Origin of the sequence: Pseudomonas sp. 2995-3 (genome assembly GCF_002742565.1) — a bacterium.
In the GTDB taxonomy this organism is placed as follows: domain Bacteria; phylum Pseudomonadota; class Gammaproteobacteria; order Pseudomonadales; family Pseudomonadaceae; genus Aquipseudomonas; species Aquipseudomonas edaphica.
Genome location: NZ_LJSB01000314.1, coordinates 88,117 through 108,968 on the forward strand (window position 1 = coordinate 88,117; position 20,852 = coordinate 108,968).

20 protein-coding genes are annotated in these 20,852 nt (G+C 61.3%); 11 read left to right on the forward strand and 9 right to left on the reverse strand.

What is annotated here, in order from left to right; all coding sequences use genetic code 11:
* Positions 1-3: 3 nt before the first annotated feature.
* Positions 4-330, reverse strand: a complete 327-nt coding sequence (locus AOA62_RS26335; RefSeq protein WP_099550184.1) for a DOPA 4,5-dioxygenase family protein — start codon at positions 328-330, stop codon at positions 4-6.
* A gap of 30 nt (positions 331-360) precedes the next feature.
* Positions 361-1,311 (reverse strand): LysR family transcriptional regulator, encoded by a 951-nt coding sequence (locus AOA62_RS26340; RefSeq protein WP_017137931.1) that lies wholly within the window; start codon positions 1,309-1,311, stop codon positions 361-363.
* 103 nt (positions 1,312-1,414) lie between these two features.
* On the opposite strand from AOA62_RS26340, the gene betC reads away from it, so the two are divergent.
* The 3 genes from betC (at position 1,415) to AOA62_RS26355 (ending at position 5,586) form a co-directional block, all read left to right on the forward strand.
* Positions 1,415-2,929, forward strand: a complete 1,515-nt coding sequence (gene betC / locus AOA62_RS26345) for a choline-sulfatase (RefSeq protein WP_099550185.1) — start codon at positions 1,415-1,417, stop codon at positions 2,927-2,929.
* A gap of 18 nt (positions 2,930-2,947) precedes the next feature.
* Positions 2,948-3,862 (forward strand): choline ABC transporter substrate-binding protein, encoded by a 915-nt coding sequence (gene choX, locus AOA62_RS26350; RefSeq protein WP_099550186.1) that lies wholly within the window; start codon positions 2,948-2,950, stop codon positions 3,860-3,862.
* Between the two features lie 155 nt (positions 3,863-4,017).
* Positions 4,018-5,586: a SulP family inorganic anion transporter gene (locus AOA62_RS26355; RefSeq protein ID WP_099550187.1), complete on the forward strand. Its 1,569-nt coding sequence runs from the start codon at positions 4,018-4,020 to the stop codon at positions 5,584-5,586.
* 126 nt (positions 5,587-5,712) lie between these two features.
* Here the strand turns inward: AOA62_RS26355 and aroE are convergent, their stop codons facing one another.
* Positions 5,713-6,537, reverse strand: a complete 825-nt coding sequence (gene aroE, locus AOA62_RS26360) for a shikimate dehydrogenase (protein ID WP_099550188.1) — start codon at positions 6,535-6,537, stop codon at positions 5,713-5,715.
* On the reverse strand, positions 6,537-7,469 hold the full coding sequence (hemF, locus tag AOA62_RS26365) for an oxygen-dependent coproporphyrinogen oxidase (RefSeq protein WP_017135151.1): 933 nt from the start codon (positions 7,467-7,469) through the stop codon (positions 6,537-6,539). Before hemF ends, aroE begins: the two co-directional genes overlap by 1 nt.
* A 159-nt stretch (positions 7,470-7,628) precedes the next feature.
* Here hemF and AOA62_RS26370 point away from each other — a divergent pair, with 159 nt between their 5' ends.
* The gene (locus AOA62_RS26370) at positions 7,629-8,606 is read left to right on the forward strand and encodes an NADPH:quinone reductase (RefSeq protein WP_099550189.1); all 978 of its coding nucleotides are present in this window, start codon (positions 7,629-7,631) and stop codon (positions 8,604-8,606) included.
* Between the two features lie 114 nt (positions 8,607-8,720).
* Here AOA62_RS26370 and AOA62_RS26375 read toward each other — a convergent pair whose 3' ends face one another.
* The 3 genes from AOA62_RS26375 to AOA62_RS26385 all read right to left on the reverse strand — a co-directional run bounded on the left by AOA62_RS26375 (position 8,721) and on the right by AOA62_RS26385 (position 11,271).
* On the reverse strand, positions 8,721-9,278 hold the full coding sequence (locus AOA62_RS26375) for an L-threonylcarbamoyladenylate synthase (protein WP_017135149.1): 558 nt from the start codon (positions 9,276-9,278) through the stop codon (positions 8,721-8,723).
* A gap of 58 nt (positions 9,279-9,336) precedes the next feature.
* Positions 9,337-10,440, reverse strand: a complete 1,104-nt coding sequence (dprA, locus tag AOA62_RS26380) for a DNA-processing protein DprA (protein ID WP_017135148.1) — start codon at positions 10,438-10,440, stop codon at positions 9,337-9,339.
* A 63-nt stretch (positions 10,441-10,503) separates the two neighbouring features.
* On the reverse strand, positions 10,504-11,271 hold the full coding sequence (locus AOA62_RS26385; protein WP_099550190.1) for a peptidoglycan-binding protein: 768 nt from the start codon (positions 11,269-11,271) through the stop codon (positions 10,504-10,506).
* 135 nt (positions 11,272-11,406) lie between these two features.
* On the opposite strand from AOA62_RS26385, the gene def reads away from it, so the two are divergent.
* From def to AOA62_RS26415, 5 genes are all read left to right on the forward strand, one after another.
* On the forward strand, positions 11,407-11,913 hold the full coding sequence (def, locus tag AOA62_RS26390; RefSeq protein WP_017135146.1) for a peptide deformylase: 507 nt from the start codon (positions 11,407-11,409) through the stop codon (positions 11,911-11,913).
* 69 nt (positions 11,914-11,982) lie between these two features.
* Positions 11,983-12,936: a methionyl-tRNA formyltransferase gene (gene fmt / locus AOA62_RS26395; protein ID WP_099550191.1), complete on the forward strand. Its 954-nt coding sequence runs from the start codon at positions 11,983-11,985 to the stop codon at positions 12,934-12,936.
* Entirely contained in the window at positions 12,933-14,243 is a 1,311-nt protein-coding gene (gene rsmB / locus AOA62_RS26400) for a 16S rRNA (cytosine(967)-C(5))-methyltransferase RsmB (protein WP_099550192.1), read from the forward strand. Before fmt ends, rsmB begins: the two co-directional genes overlap by 4 nt.
* 21 nt (positions 14,244-14,264) lie before the next feature.
* The gene (gene trkA / locus AOA62_RS26405; protein WP_099550193.1) at positions 14,265-15,638 is read left to right on the forward strand and encodes a Trk system potassium transporter TrkA; all 1,374 of its coding nucleotides are present in this window, start codon (positions 14,265-14,267) and stop codon (positions 15,636-15,638) included.
* Between the two features lie 141 nt (positions 15,639-15,779).
* Positions 15,780-16,091 carry a lipopolysaccharide assembly protein LapB gene (locus tag AOA62_RS26415; protein WP_065932011.1) on the forward strand — a complete coding sequence of 104 codons (312 nt, stop codon included), beginning with the start codon at positions 15,780-15,782 and terminating at the stop codon, positions 16,089-16,091.
* 188 nt (positions 16,092-16,279) lie between these two features.
* On the opposite strand, the gene AOA62_RS26420 is transcribed toward AOA62_RS26415, so the two are convergent.
* Positions 16,280-17,167, reverse strand: coding sequence for a lysophospholipid acyltransferase (locus AOA62_RS26420; protein WP_017135141.1), 888 nt, complete (start codon positions 17,165-17,167; stop codon positions 16,280-16,282).
* A gap of 40 nt (positions 17,168-17,207) precedes the next feature.
* Complete coding sequence (locus AOA62_RS26425) at positions 17,208-17,765, reverse strand: DNA-3-methyladenine glycosylase I (protein WP_099550195.1); 558 nt, start codon at positions 17,763-17,765, stop codon at positions 17,208-17,210.
* An 81-nt stretch (positions 17,766-17,846) separates the two neighbouring features.
* Here AOA62_RS26425 and glyQ point away from each other — a divergent pair, with 81 nt between their 5' ends.
* Positions 17,847-18,800 carry a glycine--tRNA ligase subunit alpha gene (glyQ, locus tag AOA62_RS26430; RefSeq protein WP_003187265.1) on the forward strand — a complete coding sequence of 318 codons (954 nt, stop codon included), beginning with the start codon at positions 17,847-17,849 and terminating at the stop codon, positions 18,798-18,800.
* Positions 18,797-20,851, forward strand: a complete 2,055-nt coding sequence (gene glyS / locus AOA62_RS26435) for a glycine--tRNA ligase subunit beta (protein WP_099550196.1) — start codon at positions 18,797-18,799, stop codon at positions 20,849-20,851. Before glyQ ends, glyS begins: the two co-directional genes overlap by 4 nt.
* Position 20,852: the final 1 nt, after the last annotated feature.

The following is a 20,852-nucleotide window of genomic DNA, read 5'->3' on the forward strand; positions in this document are numbered from 1 at the left end:
TGGTTAAAAAATAGACAGGTTCAGCTCACGCATCGCGCCCATCCAGATCGCGTAATCGGTGTGATCTTTCAGGTCATCACCGGTATCCGGGTGCAGGAACACCACCAACCCATCGCGATGCAGCGCCAGCCAGGGCAACACCACGCCGATGTATTCCGGCTCGAACGCCAGCTGGCAGCTCCAGTCCGGGTGCGGGCCGACCGGCTTTTCGTGTACACGGCCCATGCTCAGCGGGAACAGCGTGGCTGCGTCCTCGCAGAGCTTGCGCGCCTGGTCGATGGTGCTGGCGTCGAAGTAGATATGGGCGTGGTAGCCCTTGATACGTTGCATGACGAAATCCGGATCCAATATGCGCCGATCCTAGACCGCAATCGACGGCAGGGCCAGCCCGGTCAACGACTGCGCGCTGCTGGCTTGCTCGGCCACCAGCCAGTCGACAAAGCGCTCGACCAGTTGCCCCCGGCGTTTGCGCTGGGGCTGCACCACGTAATAACCGAAGCGCGAGATCACCGTGTCATTGATCGGCCGGCACAGCCAGTTCTGTTCCAGCAGGTTATCCACCAAGTGCCGCCAACCGATGGCCACGCCCTGGCCGGCAATCGCAGCCTGGATCAGCAGGGTGTAATTGTCGAAGCGCAATTGCCCAGGCGTGGGCGCCGTGGTGATGCCTAACTCACGAAACACGCCGCTCCAGTCGAACCACTGGCTGTTGTTTTCCTGGCGCAGGTGCAGCAGCGGGTAATCGTGCAGATTTTGCACCGTCAGTGGCGTGGATTGAGCCTTGAGCCACTGCGGGCTGCACACCGGAAACACTTCCTCGTTGAACAGCCACAAGCTCTCGCCCTGCTTGAAACGACCATCGCCAAACAACACCGCCACGTCGATATCGCTGCGCAAAGTCGCGTGGTTGCGTTCGCTGGTCACCAGGCTCACATCCACCTGCGGGTTGGCCTGGTGAAAGCGATGCAGGCGCGGCATCAACCAGTAGGCGGCGAAAGCGAAGTCGGTGGCCACTTGCAGCACTTCGTGCTGGTCCTGCTGGGTGATCGTGCTGAGGCCTTGGTTGATGGCCTGCAAACCGCCTTGCACCTGTTCAAACAACAGCGCGCCCGCATCCGTCAGTTCGATGCCTCGGTAGATGCGATCGAACAGGCGGATCGCCAGTTGCTCTTCAAGGCGCTTGATCTGCTGGCTGATGGCCGGCTGCGTAGTGCCCAACTCCATCGCGGCGGCGGTAAAGCTGCGATGGCGCGCCGCGGCTTCAAAGGCACGCAGCAGGTCGAGGGACAGATCACCGAGGGCTTCATACATAAGCTGTGCTTATCCTAGACATTGCTTTCCATGGGCTTTACCCCATTTTCCATGGGCTGCATGCTCATTCGCATAAACACCGCCTATGGAATGCCGATAGATCATGAAGCGCAAGAACATTCTTTTCATCATGGCCGATCAAATGGCCGCGCCGATGCTGCCGTTCTACGGACCTTCCCCGATCAAGTTGCCGAACCTGAGCCGCCTGGCTGCACAGGGCGTGGTGTTTGACGCCGCCTACTGCAATAGCCCGCTGTGCGCGCCTTCGCGTTTCACCCTGGTCAGCGGCCAGTTGCCGAGCAAGATTGGCGCCTACGACAACGCCGCCGATTTCCCCGCCGATGTACCCACTTATGCCCACTACCTGCGCCGCCTCGGTTACCGCACGGCACTGTCGGGCAAGATGCATTTCTGCGGGCCAGATCAGTTGCACGGCTATGAAGAACGCCTGACCAGCGACATCTACCCAGCCGACTATGGCTGGGCGGTGAACTGGGATGAACCAGACGTGCGTCCCACCTGGTACCACAACATGTCGTCGGTGCTGCAAGCCGGGCCGTGCGTGCGCACCAATCAGCTGGATTTCGACGAAGAGGTGGTGTTCAAAGCCCAGCAGTATCTGTTTGACCATATCCGTGAAGACGGCAACCAGCCGTTCTGCCTCACCGTGTCGATGACGCACCCACACGACCCGTACACCATTCCCAAGCCGTTCTGGGACCTGTACGACGACAACGACATCCCAATGCCGGCAACCCCCGCGCAAGGCGATCTCGACCCGCACTCCCAGCGCCTGCTCAAGGTTTACGACCTGTGGGACAAGCCGCTGCCTGTGGACAAGATCCGCGATGCGCGCCGCGCGTATTTCGGCGCGTGCAGCTATATCGACAGCAACGTCGGCAAACTCCTGCAAACCCTGGAAGACACCGGCCTGGCCGACGACACGATCATCATCTTCTCCGGCGACCACGGCGACATGCTTGGCGAGCGTGGCCTCTGGTACAAAATGCACTGGTTTGAAATGGCCGCCCGCGTACCGCTGCTGGTGAGTGCGCCAGGCCAGTTTGCGGCGGGCCGCGTGAGCAACGCCGTATCCACCGCCGACCTGCTGCCCACCCTGGTGGAACTGGCCGGCGGCGAGTTGGACCCGCGCCTGGCGCTGGACGGCCGCTCGCTGGTCCCGCACCTGCAAGGGCAGGGCGGGCACGACGAAGTGTTTGGCGAATACATGGCCGAAGGCACCATCAGCCCACTGATGATGATTCGGCGCGGCGCCTACAAATTCATCTACAGCGAAGACGACCCTTGTCTACTGTTCGATGTACACAACGACCCGCATGAACGGAAAGACCTCAGCCAGTCACCGGAACACCGGCCACTGTTCGAGGCGTTTTTGAATGAGGCGCGGGCCAAATGGGACATCCCGGCGATCCACCAGCAGGTGCTCGCCAGCCAACGCCGTCGCCGCCTGGTGTTCGAGGCACTGACCCAAGGCAAGCTGAAGAGCTGGGATCACCAGCCACTGGTGGACGCCAGTCAGCAATACATGCGCAACCATATCGACCTCGACGACCTGGAGCGCAAGGCACGTTATCCACAACCCTGCCAAAACCAATAAATAGACAGAGGGAAGGCCATGCAAAAGTTGACCGTGGTACTGAGTATGTTGGTGCTGGGCAGCGCCAATGTGTACGCAGACGCTAGCTGCGAAACGGTAAAAATGGCCGATCCAGGCTGGAGCGATATCGCCGCCACCAATGCCATCACCGGTTTCCTGTTGAACGGCATGGGCTATAAGGCCAAGGTCGACACCCTGGCGGTGCCGATCACGTTTGGCGGGCTCAAGGATGGCCAGGTGGATGTGTTCCTGGGCAACTGGATGCCGGCGCAGCAGGGTTTCTACGACAAGTTCGTGGCCAATGACGATGTGGTGCAACTGGCGAAAAACCTCGACGGCACCGAGTTCACCCTCGCCGTGCCGGACTATGTGTGGGACGCCGGTGTGCATGATTTTGCCGACCTGAACAAATTTGCCGACAAGTTCGACAAGAAGATCTACGGCATTGGCTCCGGCGCACCTGCGAATATTTCGCTGCAGGAGATCATCAAGAAGAACGACTTCGACCTGGGCCAGTGGAAGCTGATCGAGTCGAGCGAGCAGGCGATGCTGGCCGAAGTGTCGCGGGCGGTGAAAAAGCAGAAGTTCGTGACCTTCCTCGGCTGGACGCCGCACCCGATGAACGTGCAGTTGAAAATGCATTACCTCAAAGGCGGCGAGAAATATTTTGGTGACACCGGCAGCGTGTATACCTTGACCCGCAAGGGTTATGCACAGGCCTGCCCGAATGTTGGGAAACTGCTGACCAACCTGAGTTTTACCCAGGAGATGGAGAACAGCATCATGGCCGAGGTGGCCAACAATAAAGTCAGCAATGCCGACGCGGCAAAAGCGTGGATCAAAGCCAACCCGGCGGTACTGGACACATGGCTGGATGGCGTAAAAACCCTCGACGGTAAAGACGCACTGTCTGCCGTAAAAGCCAAACTCTAAGGGCCGCCGCGCATCCCTGTGGGAGCTGGCTTGCCTGCGATACAGACAACTCGGTCTGCCAGACAGACCGAGGTGATGCTATCGCAGGCAAGCCAGCTCCCACAGAGACTTAGGTGTACTGATACTCTGAGCTAAACCTTTCTACCGAGTCTGCGATGCCCCGGCCCAACCGCCACACTCTCTTCCCCTTCCTTGCCTGGCTGCCGCGCCAAACCCGCGCCAGCGTCGGCCGGGACGCGATTGTCGGGCTCAGCGGCGCCGTGCTCGCCTTGCCGCAGTCCATTGCCTACGCGCTGATCGCCGGGCTCCCACCCGAATACGGCCTGTATGCCGCCATCATCCCCGTCTTGATCGCCTGCCTGTGGGGCTCCTCCTGGCACCTGATCTGCGGCCCGACGGCGGCGATTTCCATCGTCCTGTACGCCAGCGTCAGTCCGCTGGCCGTTCCAGGCTCTCAGGACTACATCACGCTGATCCTGTTGCTCACATTCCTCGCCGGTGTGTTCCAGTGGCTGCTGGGCATGCTGCGCTTTGGCGCGCTGGTGAATTTCGTCTCGCATTCGGTGGTGCTGGGTTTCACTCTGGGCGCTGCCGTGGTGATTGCCTTGGGGCAATTGCCCAACTTGCTGGGGCTGGATTTGCCCAGCCAGGCCACGGCGATCAATAGCTTGCTGGCACTGGTGGACCATGCCGGTGAATGGGACCACGCCTCACTGACGCTGGGCCTGGGCACCTTGCTGGTGGGCGCGCTGCTCAAATACCTGGTCCCGCGTTGGCCAACACTGTTGATTGCCCTGACACTTGGCAGCCTGGTGGCGTGGCTTTGGCCGGCGATGTTCGGGCATGTGGCGCGGGTGAGTTCGTTTATCGGCAAACTGCCACCGTTCAGCCCGCTGCCGATGGACCTGGATATACTTCTGCGCCTGCTGCCCAGCGCCGTGGCGGTGGGCATGCTTGGGCTGGTCACCAGCCTGTCGATTGCGCGCTCGTTGTCGGCGCGTTCACAGCAATTGCTCGACGCCAATCAGGAAGTCCGTGCGCAGGGTTTATCCAATATCGTCGGCGGCTTTTTCTCCGGGTACTTGTCGGCCGGCTCCTTCACCCGCTCCGGCCTCAGCTATGAAGCAGGCGCCTGCTCGCCGTTGGCGGGCGTGTTTTCCGCGCTCTGGGTGGCATTGTTTGCGTTATTTGGCGCGGCCTTGATCGCGCACATCCCGATCCCGAGCATGGCCGCAAGCATCCTGCTGATTTGCTGGGGCCTGGTGGATCATCGTGGCATTCGCGCGCTGTTCCGCGTCAGCCGCGCCGAGTTTGTGGTGATGAGCCTGACCGGCGTCGCGACCTTGCTGCTGGAGCTGCAAACGGCGATTTACGCGGGCGTGCTGGCATCGTTGTTTTTCTACCTCAAACGCACCTCACAGCCGCGGGTTCAGCAATGGCGCGACGGTGATGAGGATGTGTTGCGGGTAGGCGGTTCGATCTTCTTCGGCGCCAGCCATTACCTGCAAGTGCGGCTGCAAAGCCTGCAGGGCGAGCGGGTGGTGATCGAGGCGCAGCAAATTAACTTTATCGACTATTCCGGGGTGGAGATGCTGCACCAGGAGGCGCGGCGGTTGGCGGGTATGGGGCGTAGCCTGACGTTGCGCCGGGCGCGGCCGCAAGTCGTCGAGGAACTGAAAAAGCTGGAAGGGGCCGATAAATGCCCCATCCATTTTGAAGAATAAACACGGTTAAAACTGTGGGAGCTGGCTTGCCTGCGATGGCGGTGAATCAGCCAGCACATCTGTATCTGATACACCGCCATCGCAGGCAAGCCAGCTCCCACATTTTGACCGTGTTCACTTTTAGATTTATGCCGCAGCCAACTGCCGTCGCAACTCAGCCAACACCGGCGCCGACTGCGGGCGCACGCCGCGCCACAGGAAGAAGGCTTCTGCGGCCTGCTCCACCAACATGCCCAAACCATCCATCGCCACCGCCGCGCCTTGCTCAGCAGCCCAGCGACAGAACGCTGTTGGCTCCTTGGCGTACATCATGTCGTAGCAAAAGGTCTTGCCCGGTTCGATCAGGCTGCCGGCAATCGGCGGTACATCGCCTGACAGGCTGGCAGACGTGGCATTGATGATCACGTCCACCGGCTCACGCAGCCAATCGAAACCGCTGGCCGACACCGGCCCCAAATCGTCGAACAGCTCGGCAAGCAGTTCGGCTTTTTCAACGGTGCGGTTGGCGATGATCAGCGACGCAGGTTGCTCAGCCAGTAATGGCTCCAACGCCCCGCGTACGGCGCCACCGGCGCCCAGCAGCAGGATGCGTTTGCCTTGCAGGCTAAGCCCGGCGTTCACCGTGAGGTCGCGCACCAGGCCGGCGCCGTCGGTGTTGTCGCCCAACAAGCTGCCGTCGGCAAGCTTGCTCAGGGTGTTCACAGCGCCTGCGCGCTGGGCGCGTTCGGTCAAGCTGTTGGCCAGGCGGTAGGCGTCTTCCTTGAACGGCACGGTGACGTTGGCGCCACGGCCTTGTGCAAAGAACTCACGGGCACAGCCGGTGAAATCCTCCAGCGGCGCGAGCAGGGTGCTGTAGTCCAGTTGCTCACCGGTCTGCTCGGCGAACATGCGGTGAATCAACGGCGACTTGCTGTGGCCAATGGGGTTGCCGAACACCACATAACGGTCCATCAGACAGCCGCCTTGGGCGCAGCAAGGCCCAACCAGTCGCGGTCTTGCAGGTAGTAATCAGTGAGGCGCGCTTCTTCGCTGTCGGCTTCGGCTTTCCAGTCGTAGCTCCAGCGTACTTGCGGCGGCAGCGACATCAGGATCGACTCGGTACGCCCGCCCGATTGCAGGCCGAACAGGGTGCCACGGTCGTAGACCAGGTTGAATTCGACGTAGCGGCCACGACGAAATTCCTGGAATTGGCGCTGCTGCTCGGTGTAAGCCATGGCCTTGCGACGCTGCACGATCGGCAGGTAGGCGTCGATGTAGGCATCGCCGATGGCACGGATGAAGGCGAAGCAGGTGTCGAAGCCCCACTCGTTCAAGTCATCGAAGAACAGGCCGCCGATGCCGCGCGGTTCGTTGCGGTGCTTGATATGGAAGTAGGTGTCGCACCAGGCCTTGTAGCGCGAATACACATCCGCGCCAAACGGCGCACAGGCCTGCTCGGCCACGCGATGCCAGTGGATGCAGTCTTCTTCATTGCCGTAGTAGGGCGTGAGGTCGAAGCCGCCACCGAACCACCACACCGGCTCTTCGCCGTCTTTTTCGGCGATGAAAAAGCGCACGTTGGCGTGGGACGTCGGCACATGCGGGTTGTGCGGATGGATCACCAGCGACACGCCGAGGGCTTCAAAGCCACGCCCAGCCAGTTCCGGGCGATGCGCGCTGGCGGACGGTGGCAGTCCGCTGCCGAAGACGTGGGAAAAGTTGACGCCGCCTTTTTCGATCACCGAACCGTTTTCGATCACACGGGTGCGACCGCCGCCGCCGGCAGGCCGGGTCCAGGCGTCTTCGATAAAGCGAGTATCCGTCTCGAAGGTTTCCAGGGCGCTGCAAATGCGGTCTTGCAGGTCAAGCAGGTAGGCCTTTACAGCCTCGGTGCGGGTAGTCATGGCATCACCTTGAATCGGGCAAAGCTACGCGAGGCCATTGGGCGTCGGCGGCAAATGGGCGCACAGGATACCACTGCACCCGACCGCGCCGCAGTTGACGAAGATCAAGCTTAGGAGTGGGATAGGGGGCTACGCGATTCGACCTCAGGAGAAGTGCAGATGGCCAAACGTATCCAGTTCAGCGCCCATGGTGGCCCCGAAGTGCTTGAGTATGTGGACTACACCCCGGCAGAACCTGGGCCACAGCAGGTGCGTGTACGGAACGAGGCCATCGGCCTGAACTTCATCGACACCTATTTCCGCAGCGGCCTGTATGCGCCGCCAGCCTTGCCATCGGGCCTTGGCGCAGAAGGCGCTGGCGTGGTGGATGCGGTTGGCAGCGCGGTCACGCAGTTCAAGGTCGGTGACCGCGTGGCCTACGGCAGTGGCCCACTGGGTGCGTACAGCCAACTGCATGTGTTGCCTGCCGCCAACCTGGTGCACTTGCCCGACGCTATCAGCTTCGAACAGGCGGCTGGCGCGATGCTCAAGGGCCTGACCGTGCAGTACCTGCTGCGTCAGACCTACGAGTTGAAGGGTGGCGAAACCATTCTGTTCCACGCCGCTGCCGGTGGCGTGGGTTCGCTGGCCTGCCAATGGGCCAAGGCGCTGGGCGTGAAGCTGATCGGCACCGTGAGTTCGCCGGAAAAAGCCGCACTGGCCAAATCCCTCGGCGCCTGGGAAACCATCGACTACAGCAAGGAAAACGTCGCACAGCGCGTGCTGGAATTGACCGACGGCAAAAAAGTCCCGGTGGTGTACGACGGCGTTGGCAAAGATACCTGGCTGACCTCGCTGGACAGCGTGGCGCCACGGGGTTTAGTGGTGAGTTTCGGCAATGCGTCGGGCGCGGTGGATGGCGTGAACCTGGGGATTCTGGCGGCGAAGGGCTCGTTGTATGTCACTCGGCCGACACTGGCGACTTACGCCAGCAACCCGAAAGACTTGCAGGCGATGGCCGATGATCTGTTCTCGATGATCAAGAGCGGCAAGGTGCGTATTGATATCAACCAGCGGTTTGCGCTGGCGGATGCGGCGAAGGCGCAGACGGAGTTGTCGGGGCGCAGGACGACCGGGTCGACCATTTTGCTGCCATAAGTCTCTAAGATCTTCCGCGTTTGTAAGGGCCCCATCGCGGGCAAGCCCGCTCCCTCATTTGGAATGCATTCCCCTGTGGGAGCCGGGCTTGCCCGCGATGGCCGCGCCTCGGTCTCAAGACGGCCGCACTACCTCACCCGTCGCCAAATCACGAATCAGGCTGGGGTTCTTGCGCCCACCCAGGGCACCACCCAGCACCAAATCCACTTGGCCACGGAAATACTGCTCCACACGAATCCGCGTACGCGCCGCCGGGCGGCCTTGCGGGTTGGCTGAGGTAGAGATCAACGGCCCCACCTGCGCGCATAAATCCCTAACCAACGGATGATCACTGACCCGCAGCGCCACGGTGTCATGCACACCGGTCACCCATTCCGGCAACATGCCCTGATGCGGCACCAGCCAGGTATTCGGCCCCGGCCAGGTGCTGGCCATGCGGTCGATCCAGGTGTCCGGGAAGTCTTCAAACAGAAAATCGAACTGACGGATATTGTCCGCCACCAGGATCAGCCCCTTGTCGACCGAGCGATTCTTGATCGCCAGCAGCCGGTCCACCGCGTCTTCATTCCACGGGTCGCAGCCCAGGCCCCAGACCGCTTCGGTCGGATAGGCAATCACCGCGCCTGCGCGAATTTCTCGTGCGGCTTCCAGCACACGCCACCTGTTGACCATTGCTCACTCTCCGGACTAAAGCTGTGGGCAGTTTACCGATGTTCTTTGCAAAAACTAATTACATAAGCGGGCCGCGCGCAAGCCAGCGCCCGCTTTCGCAGATCACCTGGCCCTCAAGCTCAAGCTCGGTAAGCGCCGCCAGTGTGTGGGACAACGGCCGCCCGCTGGCAATCGCCAAGGCCTCGCTGGTGAGGGGCGCCGCGTGCAACAGCGCCACCAGCGGATGGGTGACCGGCATCGGCGCCGGGCGGGACAACGCCTGCCAACCGCGCAAGCCGTCCAGGATGTGCTCGATGGACTCCACCAGCGTCGCACCGTCGCGAATCAACTGATGGCAGCCCTTGGCGCCCGGATGATGAATGGAGCCCGGAATCGCATACACCTCACGCCCTTGCTCGGCGGCAAGCTTGGCGGTGATCAGCGAACCACTGGCCATGCTGGCTTCCACCACCAGCACCCCCAGCGACAGGCCGCTGATGATCCGGTTGCGCCGTGGAAAGTTGGCGGCCTGGGGCGCGGCGTCCAGCGGAAACTCGGAAACCACCGCGCTGCCCTGGGCAATCATCGCGGCGGCGAGCTGGCGGTGGCGTTGTGGATAAAAATTTTCGAGGCCGGTGCCGAGCACGCCGATTGTCTGCCCCCCGACATCTAATGCCGCTTGGTGCGCAGCACCGTCGATGCCCAAGGCCAAGCCACTGGTGATGACAAAACCGGCGCTTGCCAGGCTGCGCGAAAAGGCGGCGGCAGTGTCCATCCCAGGGCGTGATGCACGGCGACTGCCGACCATGGCCAACTGCGGCTTTTCGAGAATGCTTGGCTCGCCGGCAACGAATAATAACGGCGGTGCATCGTCGATCTGCGCCAGTAACGCAGGGTACTCAGGCTGGTCCCACATCAGTAAATGCTGGGCCGGGCGCTCCAACCATGCGAGCGCATCACTGGCGCCATCTCGAATTTCAGGGCTGCGCCTGGCATCGGCGCTAATGGGTGGCAACCCGAGAGAACGCCAGGCACTCGCCGGGGCGCTGATGGCCTTGGAGGCAGAACCAAATGCGTCAATCAATACACGAAAACGCTTGGGGCCCAGTTCCGGCAGCCTGTGCAAGCGTAGTCGGGCTTCCAGTTCTGCAGGGGAAATTTCAGGGCTGTTTGTCGGATACATTTGATCGTCCTTGATCTGAACAAGCTGTGGATAACTCTGTTGGTAACTTATTTAGCAGGCTATTTATTGCGTTTGTCGGGCAGTCTCGAATCGATCCATGACCGCGAGTGAACGCGAGGCTCTGAGCACCAGGCCATAACTGAGTTTTTCGTAGGTGCGAAACACCAGCAGCGTGCCAGCATCTTCATCGGGGAGTTGGGCCGGGGCGCCAGAGAGGCTGTCGCGTACGCTCACGCCGGCCTTGATCACCGTGAGCAGGTGGCCTTCGGCCAGACCGTCACGGCGGCCCTTGTTCAAGGTCACGGCATCCATTACGCCGATCTGGGTGACACCCTTGGGAATATCGATAATATGCCCTTCGATGAAAGGCGCAGGCTCCCGGTTAGCCCATTCGACGGGCGGTTCGGCACGCAGCAAGCGGTCGCCTGGGCGCACTTCCTGGGTCACCCTTTGCACGGCCAGGGTGCTGAGGTCGCCCGCCAATACAAAGCGTGCGCTGCCGATGTCGTCGGCATTGATGCCCAGCAGCTCCTGGGTTTGCGGGTCGGTGTAGGTTTTACCGCGACGAAAGATCCCATAGTCCGGCTGGGCCGGGTCCAGGTCACCGCGGGCATGCACGCGCTCACCGTTGGCGCCCAGGACTCGCCCCGCGTCGGCGGCAACAATGTAAGGGGCGTTGTCCAGGTCCTGGGGTGTATCGAAAATGCGGTTGTGCAGCAAGAAGTGGCGGATGGCCTGTTGCGTCACCTGTTCCAGGCGCGGGCCGGGCTGGGAAACCAGGGCCATGGCGAGCGGCGCCCACAACAGCAAGACGAGTAGCGATTTCCTCATGGGGTCAATCTCCTTTATTATGTGCGTTCGCGTGAAATGCCAGAGCCTTAGCGGCTTTCGAACCTTTCACACCGGCGGTTTGGGTCCATCCCAACGCCGATTTGCCTCTACCTCACATGTGCAGCAATTACGCTTATGGCTATTTTGAACATCCTCGAATTTCCCGACTCGCGCCTGCGCACGATCGCCAAACCGGTGGCCGTAGTGGACGACAAGGTTCGTCAGTTGGTCGATGACATGTTTGAAACAATGTATGAAGCCCCGGGCATCGGCCTCGCCGCGACCCAGGTCAACGTGCATCAGCGCGTCGTGGTCATGGACCTGTCGGAAGATCGCAGCGAGCCGCGGGTGTTTATCAACCCCGAGTTCGAACCGCTGACCGAAGAGATGGGCGAATACCAGGAAGGCTGCCTGTCAGTGCCGGAGTTCTACGAGAACGTCGAACGCCCGCTGCGCGTGAAGATCAAGGCCCTGGACCGTGACGGCAAGCCCTACGAACTGATCGCCGAAGGCTTGCTGGCAGTGTGCATTCAGCATGAATGCGACCACCTCAACGGCAAGCTGTTTGTTGATTACCTGTCCACGCTTAAACGCGACCGGATCAAGAAGAAGCTGGAAAAAAAGCATCGCCAGCAAGCTTGATGCCCTTCTTCCAAAGGCTTGCTGCGGCAAGCCTTTTTCTTTTGTGACTGTTTTTAACCGAGAACTCCCATGACCGAGCCACTGCGCATTGTTTTTGCCGGCACTCCCGAATTCGCTGCCGAACACCTCAAGGCGCTGCTTGCCAGCCCTTATGACATCGTGGCGGTGTACACCCAGCCGGATCGCCCGGCCGGTCGCGGGCAAAAACTGATGCCAAGCCCGGTCAAGCAGTTGGCGCTTGAGCACAACATCCCTGTGCTGCAACCGCCAACCCTGCGCAATGCCGATGCCCAGGCGGAACTGGCGGCGTTGAAGCCCGACTTGCTGGTGGTAGTGGCTTACGGTTTGATCCTGCCCCAAGTCGTGCTGGATATCCCGCGCCTGGGCTGCATCAACAGCCACGCTTCGTTGCTGCCGCGTTGGCGCGGTGCGGCGCCGATCCAGCGCGCCGTCGAAGCCGGTGACCTTGAAAGCGGTGTGACCGTGATGCGCATGGAGGCGGGTCTGGATACCGGCCCGATGCTGCTCAAGGTTGCCACCCCAATCACGGCTGAAGACACCGGCGGCAGCCTGCACGACCGCTTGGCCGAACTTGGCCCGCCCGCCGTGATCCAGGCCATCGCTGGCCTGGCGGCCGGCACGCTGGAAGGCGAAGTACAGGACGACAGCCTCGCCACCTACGCACACAAACTGAATAAAGACGAAGCGCGTATCGACTGGAACCTCCCGGCCGTTGAGCTGGAACGCCTGGTGCGTGCCTTCAACCCGTGGCCGATCTGCCACAGCACCCTCAATGGCGAAGCGTTGAAAGTGCTGGCCGCCACCTGGGTGGATGGCAAAGGTGCTCCGGGTGAAATCATCGGCGCCAGCAAGGACGGCCTGTTGGTCGCCTGCGGTGAACAGGCGCTGTGCCTGACCCGCCTGCAATTGCCCGGCGGCAAGGCGCTTAATTTCAGCGACTTGTTCAACAGCCGTCGTGAGAAATTTGCCTTGGGCACGGTTCTCGGGGCGGTCGCTCAATGAACCCGCGTCTGGCCGCCGCCAAGGCGCTCGCTGCCGTACTCAACGGCAAGGCTTCGCTGAACAGTTCGTTGCCTACACAAATGGACAAGGTTGAAGACCGTGATCGCGGTTTCACCCAGGACCTGGCCTTTGGCGCCGCCCGCTGGCAGCCGCGCTTGTCGGCCCTGGCGGCCAAGCTGCTGCAAAAGCCGTTCAAGGCCGCCGACGCCGATGTAGAAGCGCTGCTGCTGGTGGGCCTTTATCAGTTGCTCTACACCCGCGTGCCGGCTCACGCCGCCATCGGTGAAACCGTCGGCTGCGCCGACAAGCTGAAGAAGCCGTGGGCCAAGGCCTTGCTCAATGCCGTACTGCGTCGCGCCCAGCGTGAAAGCGAAGCGCTGCTGGCCGAGCTGGAACATGACCCGGTGGTGCGCACGGCGCACCCGCGCTGGCTGCAAAAATCCCTGAAAGCCTTCTGGCCCGAGCAATGGGAAGCCATTTGCGCCGCCAACAATGCGCACCCGCCGATGATTTTACGGGTCAACCGTCGCCACCACAGCCGTGACGCCTACCTGCAATTGCTCACCGGTGCCGGCATCAGCGCCGCGCCGTGCGTGTACAGCGTCGACGGCATCGTGCTGGAAGCGGCCACCGACGTGCGCAGCCTGCCGGGCTTTGCCGAAGGCTGGATCAGCGTGCAGGACGAAGCCGCACAATTGGCCGCCGACCTGCTCGACCTGGCCCCAGGCCAACGCGTACTGGACGCCTGCTGCGCGCCGGGCGGTAAGACGTGTCACATTCTGGAAGTCGAAAAAGACCTGGCCGGTGTAGTCGCCGTCGACCTGGAAGCCAAGCGCCTTGTGCGCGTGCGTGAAAACCTTGCACGCCTGGGCCTGAGCGCCGAGCTGATCGCCGCCGACGGCCGCGACACCGCCACGTGGTGGGACGGCAAGCCGTTCCAGCGCATCCTGCTCGACGCGCCATGTTCCGCCACTGGCGTGATCCGCCGTCACCCGGATATCAAGCTCACCCGCCAACCCGACGACATCGCCGCCCTGGCCGTGCTGCAAGGCGAACTGCTCGATGCAATGTGGCCAACGCTGGAAGTCGGCGGCATCCTGCTCTACGCCACGTGCTCCACGCTGCCGACAGAAAATACCGAGGTGATCCAAGCCTTCCTCGCCCGCACCAGTGGCGCACGGGAGCTGGACCTCGCCACGGCGGCCGGTATCAAGCAGCCCCACGGCCGCCAACTGCTCGCGCAGGAAGGCGGACACGATGGCTTCTATTACGCCAAACTGATCAAGATTGCTGCCGCGCGCGGCTAATGGGTTTAAGGGAGTGACCGGATGAAAATCATCATCCTTGGTGCAGGGCAGGTCGGCGGCACACTGGCCGAACATTTGGCCAGCGAAGCCAACGACATCACCGTGGTCGACACCGACAGCGAGCGCCTGCGCAACCTGGGCGACCGCCTGGACATCCGCACCGTACAAGGCCGTGCGTCATTCCCGACGGTGCTGCGCCAGGCCGGTGCCGACGATGCCGATATGCTGGTGGCGGTGACCAACAGTGACGAGACCAACATGGTCGCCTGCCAAGTCGCCCATACCCTGTTCCACACGCCCACCAAGATCGCCCGCGTGCGCGAAGCCGCCTACCTGACCCGCGCCGGTCTGTTCGACAACGATGCGATTCCGGTGGATGTGCTGATCAGCCCCGAACAGGTAGTGACCCACTACATCAAGCGCCTGATCGAAATTCCCGGTGCCTTGCAGGTGATCGACTTTGCCGAAGGCAAGGCGCAACTGGTGGCGGTAAAGGCTTATTACGGCGGTCCGCTGGTGGGCCAGCAACTGCGCCAACTGCGCGAACACATGCCGAATGTGGAAACCCGCGTGGCGGCGATTTTCCGTCGCGACCGGCCGATCCTGCCCCAGGGCGATACGGTGATCGAAGCGGACGACGAAGTGTTTTTCATCGCTGCCAAAGCGAATATTCGTGCAGTGATGAGCGAAATGCGTCGACTCGATGAGAGCTACAAACGCATCGTCATTGCCGGCGGCGGGCAGATCGGCGAGCGCTTGGCCGAGGCCATCGAGAGCCGCTACCAGGTCAAGATCATCGAGATGAACCCGGCGCGCTGCCGGCATTTGTCCGACACCCTCGACAGCACCGTGGTCTTGCAAGGCAGCGCCTCGGACCGTGACCTGCTGATGGAAGAAAACATCGCCGACGCCGATATCTTCCTGGCCCTGACCAACGACGACGAGGCCAACATCATGTCCTCGTTGCTGGCCAAGCGGCTGGGGGCGAAGAAGGTGATGACCATCATCAACAACCCGGCCTACGTCGACCTGATCCAGGGCGGCGACATCGACATCGCCATCAGCCCGCAGTTGGCCACCATCGGCACCTTGCTGGCCCACGTGCGCCGTGGCGATATCGTCAGCGTGCACTCCCTGCGCCGGGGCGCGGCGGAAGCCATCGAGGCGATTGCCCATGGTGATTCAAAGTCGAGCAAAGTGATCGGCAAGGCGATCCGCGATATCGGCCTGCCGCCGGGCACCACCATTGGTGCGATTATTCGTGATGAAGAAGTGATCATCGCCCATGACGACACGATGATCGCTACGGGTGACCATGTGATTCTGTTCCTTGTGGATAAAAAGCATATTCGCGATGTGGAGAAGCTGTTTCACGTGGGGCTGAGTTTTTTCTAGGCAGGAATATTTCATTGTGGCGAGGGAGCTTGCTCCCGCTCGAGTGCGAAGCGCTCGCAAAATGTTGGGGGACTGCTGCGCAATCCAACGGGAGCAAGCGCCCTCGCCACAACAGCCTTTTTTCGCTCAAGGTGATAATAAATGCTCGAATCCCTGGAAAAAATGCTCGCCAAGGGTGTGGATAATTCATTGCTGCGCTTTGGCTTGGGCAAGGGTTATCTGGACTTGAAGGACAACGCCAAGGCGGCCGAGCATTTGCAGAAATGCGTCGAGTTCGACCCGAAGTATTCGGCGGCGTGGAAGCTGTTGGGCAAGGCTCAGCAAGGGCAGGGTGATAACGCTGCAGCACGGTTAGCTTGGGAAAAGGGCATAGAAGCAGCCCTGGCACATGGCGACAAACAGGCTGAAAAAGAGATGACGGTGTTCCTGAAGAAACTCGATCGCCTGGCCTGAATTGATCCCTGTGGGAGCTGGCTTGCCTGCGATAGCATCACCTCGGTATGGCTGAAAAACCGAGTTTATGATCGTTCCCACGCTCTGCGTGGGAATGCAGCCCTGGGCGCTCTGCGCCTGCCCTTAAAACCGTGACGCGGAGCGTCACAGGCGGCGTTCCCACGCGGAGCGTGGGAACGATCACGTGGTCAGTACCAGCGCTCTTCACCCGGCGGGCGTTTCTTGAAGCGCTTCATGCTCCACATGTACTGGCTCGGGTAGGCGCCGACATAACGCTCCACCACCTTGCTCATCGCCGCGCAGGAGGTAGCCGTGTCGGTGCTGTACATATCTTCCGGCGCTGCTTCCAGAATCACTTTGTAACCCGAACCGTCCGGCAGCCTCAGGGCATGCAGGAACACGCCAACAGCCTTGTGGCCTGCGAGCATGTTCGGCACAAACTTGCTGGTCAGCGCCTGGGTGGCGAAAAACGGCACGAAGATGCCCGCAGATTCCGCCGGCTCCGGGTCAGCCGGAATACCCACCTGACCACCTTTGCGCACTTCCTTGATCACACTGAGGATGCCTTCCTTGGTGGACGCCGCCACGCGGTTACCCAACTGCACCCGCTGTTTTTGCAGCAACTCATCCACCGCCTTGAGCTTGGGCGGGCGGTAGAAAATGATCGGTTTGCACTGGTTGCAATAGAAGTGGTTCAACACTTCCCAGTTGCCCAGGTGGCTGGTGATGCCAACCACGCCTTTGCCTGAGGCCAATGCCTCATGCAGCACTTCCAGGCCTTCGACTTCGCGCACCAGGTCGATGGAACGCTGTGCCGGCCAGATCCAGGCGCAAGCGCTTTCGGTCAGCGACTTGCCGATGTCCATCAGGCTTTGGCCCACCAGACGCTCGCGGGCGGCCGGGTCCATGTCCGGGAAGCATTTAGAGAGGTTGATCCGCACCGTGTCGCGGGAGCGGTTGGGGGTTTTCCACATGATCCAGCCAATCGCCGTGCCGACGGCCTGGACAGCGCGCCAGGGCAGCAGGGCAAACAACCGAAGAGCGCCTACCAGCAAGGCGCCTTTAAACTTTTCCACAGGTCACTCCTGATCGTGTGTGGTGCGCAAAGCGGGCATTCTAACCGGCGTTGGCCAAGTCCGCGTAACGGTCGCAGTCCTGAGTGTGGTCCATGACCATGCCCGAGGCCTGCATGAACGCGTAGCAGATGGTCGGGCCGACGAAGGTGAAACCGGCTTTTTTCAACGCTTTACTCATGGCTTCAGCCTCGGGGGTAATCGCCGGGACTTGGCTGCGATCGGTAAAGTGATTGACCTTGGGCACGCCGCCAACAAAGGACCAGAGCAACCCCACCGGATCTTCCAGCGCCAGCCAGGCGGCGGCGTTGCGGCGGGGGGGGTTGAGCTTTAGGCGGTTACGCACGATGCCTGGATCGAGCATCAGTGCTTCGATTTCAGCATCGGTCAGCCTGGCCAAACGCTGCGCATCAAAGCCGAACAAGACCTTTCGATAATGCTCGCGTTTGCGTAAAACGGTGATCCAGGACAGGCCCGCCTGGAACCCTTCGAGCAAAAGCAACTCGAACAAACCCTGCGCATCGCGCAGCGGCGTTCCCCACTCCTGATCGTGATAAGCCATGTACAGCGGATCTTCAGAACACCAAAAGCAGCGTGGCATAAGGCTCCAGGGAGTGGTGGCAGGGCCGAATCGGGTATACTCCCGCTCTTTAAATCGCAGCCCAAGTAACAGGTGAATTTCGTGAGCCAGCCTACGCCAGCCGTGCGTACCTTCCAAGACTTGATCCTCGCCCTCCAGCAATACTGGGCCGAGCAAGGTTGTGTGGTACTTCAGCCCTACGATATGGAAGTAGGCGCCGGCACTTTCCACACCGCTACATTCCTGCGGGCCATCGGCCCGGAAACCTGGAACGCCGCTTATGTGCAGCCCAGTCGTCGCCCGACTGACGGCCGCTACGGCGAAAACCCGAACCGTCTGCAGCACTACTACCAGTTCCAGGTGGTATTGAAGCCGAACCCGGATAACTTCCAGGAGCTGTACCTGGGCTCGCTGAAACATGTCGGCCTGGACCCACTGGTGCACGACATCCGTTTCGTCGAAGACAACTGGGAATCGCCAACTTTGGGCGCCTGGGGCCTGGGCTGGGAAGTCTGGCTCAATGGCATGGAAGTGACGCAGTTCACGTACTTCCAGCAAGCCGGCGGCATCGAGTGCTACCCGGTGACCGGCGAGATCACCTACGGTCTCGAGCGCCTGGCCATGTACCTGCAAGGCGTGGATTCGGTCTACGACCTGGTGTGGGCTGACGGCCCGTTCGGCAAAGTCACCTACGGCGACGTGTTCCACCAGAACGAAGTGGAGCAATCCACTTACAACTTCGAACACGCCAACGTCGACAAGCTGTTCGAACTGTTCGACTTCTATGAAAGCGAAGCCAAGCGCCTGATCGAACTCGACCAGCCGCTGCCGTTGCCGAGCTATGAAATGGTGTTGAAGGCTTCCCATACCTTCAACCTGCTGGACGCCCGCCGTGCCATCTCGGTGACCGCGCGCCAGCAATACATCCTGCGTGTACGCACCCTGGCGCGTTCCGTCGCCCAAGCCTACCTGCTGGCTCGCGCCAAGCTGGGCTTCCCGATGGCAACCCCGGACCTGCGTGATGAAGTGTTGGCTAAGCTGGAGGCTGCACAATGAGTGCTCAAGATTTCCTGGTTGAACTGGGCACCGAAGAGCTGCCACCCAAGGCACTGAACACCCTGGCCGATGCGTTCCTGGCCGGTATCGAAAAAGGCCTGCACAGCGCTGGCCTGAAGTTCGCCGAGAAAAAAGTCTACGCCGCGCCACGTCGCCTGGCGGTGTTGCTGACCGCGCTGGAAACCCAGCAGCCGGACCGCAGCATCAACCTCGACGGCCCACCGCGTCAGGCGGCTTTTGATGCTGAAGGCAATCCGACTCAAGCCGCCCTTGGTTTTGCCAAGAAGTGTGGCGTCGAGCTGAGCGAGATCGACCAGAGCGGCCCGAAACTGCGTTTCAGCCAGGTCATCACCGGCAAGCCAACGGCAAGCCTGTTGCCGACCATCGTTGAAGACTCCCTGAACGACTTGCCTATCCCCAAGCGCATGCGCTGGGGTGCTCGCAAGGAAGAGTTCGTGCGCCCAACTCAGTGGCTGGTGATGTTGCTCGGTGACCAAGTCATCGACTGCACGATACTCGCCCAGAAGGCTGGCCGTGATTCCCGTGGTCACCGCTTTCACCATCCAGAAGCCGTGCGTATCACCTCGCCGGCCAACTACGCCGCCGACCTGCGTGCCGCTTACGTACTGGCCGATGCCAACGAGCGCCGCGAGCTGATCAGCAAGCGCACCGAAGAGCTGGCCCGCCTGCAGGAAGGCACCGCCATCGTGCCGCCAAGCCTGCTCGACGAAGTGACCGCGCTGGTTGAATGGCCGGTGCCGCTGGTGTGCTCGTTCGAGGAGCGTTTCCTCGACGTGCCGCAAGAAGCGCTGATCACCACCATGCAGGACAACCAGAAGTATTTCTGCCTGCTGGATGTGGACGGTAAGCTGCTGCCGCGTTTTATCACCGTGGCCAACATCGAAAGCAAAGACCCGCAGCAGATCATCGCCGGTAACGAGAAAGTCGTGCGCCCGCGCCTGACTGACGCCGAGTTCTTCTTCAAGCAAGACAAGAAGCAGAAGCTAGAAGACTTCAACCTGCGCCTGCAAAACGTGGTGTTCCAGGAAAAACTCGGCAGCGTCTACGACAAGGCCGTGCGCGTTTCCAAGCTGGCTGCCTACATTGCCCCACGCATTGGCGGTGACGCTGCCTGGGCAGCCCGCGCTGGCTTGCTGTCCAAGTGCGACCTGGCCACCGAAATGGTCGGCGAGTTCCCGGAGATGCAAGGCGTTGCCGGTTACTACTACGCCCTCAACGACGGCGAGCCGGACGATGTAGCCCTGGCTCTGAACGAGCAGTACATGCCGCGCGGCGCTGGCGCTGAGCTGCCGAGCACCCTGACCGGTGCGGCCGTGGCCATCGCTGACAAGCTGGACACCCTCGTCGGTATCTTCGGTATCGGCATGTTGCCTACCGGCAGCAAAGACCCGTATGCCCTGCGCCGTGCGGCCCTGGGCGTGCTGCGTATCCTGATCGACAAAAAGCTCGACCTCGACCTGACCCAGGCCGTGGTGTTTGCAGTCAGCCAGTTTGGCGCCAAGGTCAAGCAAGCCGGGTTGGCCGAGCAAGTGCTGGAGTTTGTGTTCGACCGCCTGCGTGCGCGTTATGAAGACGAAGGCGTGGACGTTTCCGTCTACCTGTCGGTACGTGCCCTGCAACCGGGCTCGGCATTGGACTTCGATCAGCGCGTACAGGCCGTGCAAGCCTTCCGCAAGCTGCCGGAAGCCGAGGCTCTGGCCGCCGTGAACAAGCGTGTGTCGAACCTGCTGAGCAAGGCCGACAACCTCGGCAATGCCGAAGTCGACCCTGGCCTGTTTGCCGATGCCAAGGAGTTCTCGCTGAACTCGGCCATCGCCAAAGCGGAAAACGCGGTGAAGCCGCTGCTCGCCGAACGCAATTACGCCGAAGCACTGGCGCGCCTGGCCACCTTGCGTGAGCCGGTGGATGCGTTCTTTGAAGCGGTGATGATCAATGCCGAAGATGCTGGCGTGCGGAAAAACCGCTACGCCATGCTGGCACGCCTGCGCGGCTTGTTCATCAACATCGCTGACATTTCTGTACTGGGCTGAC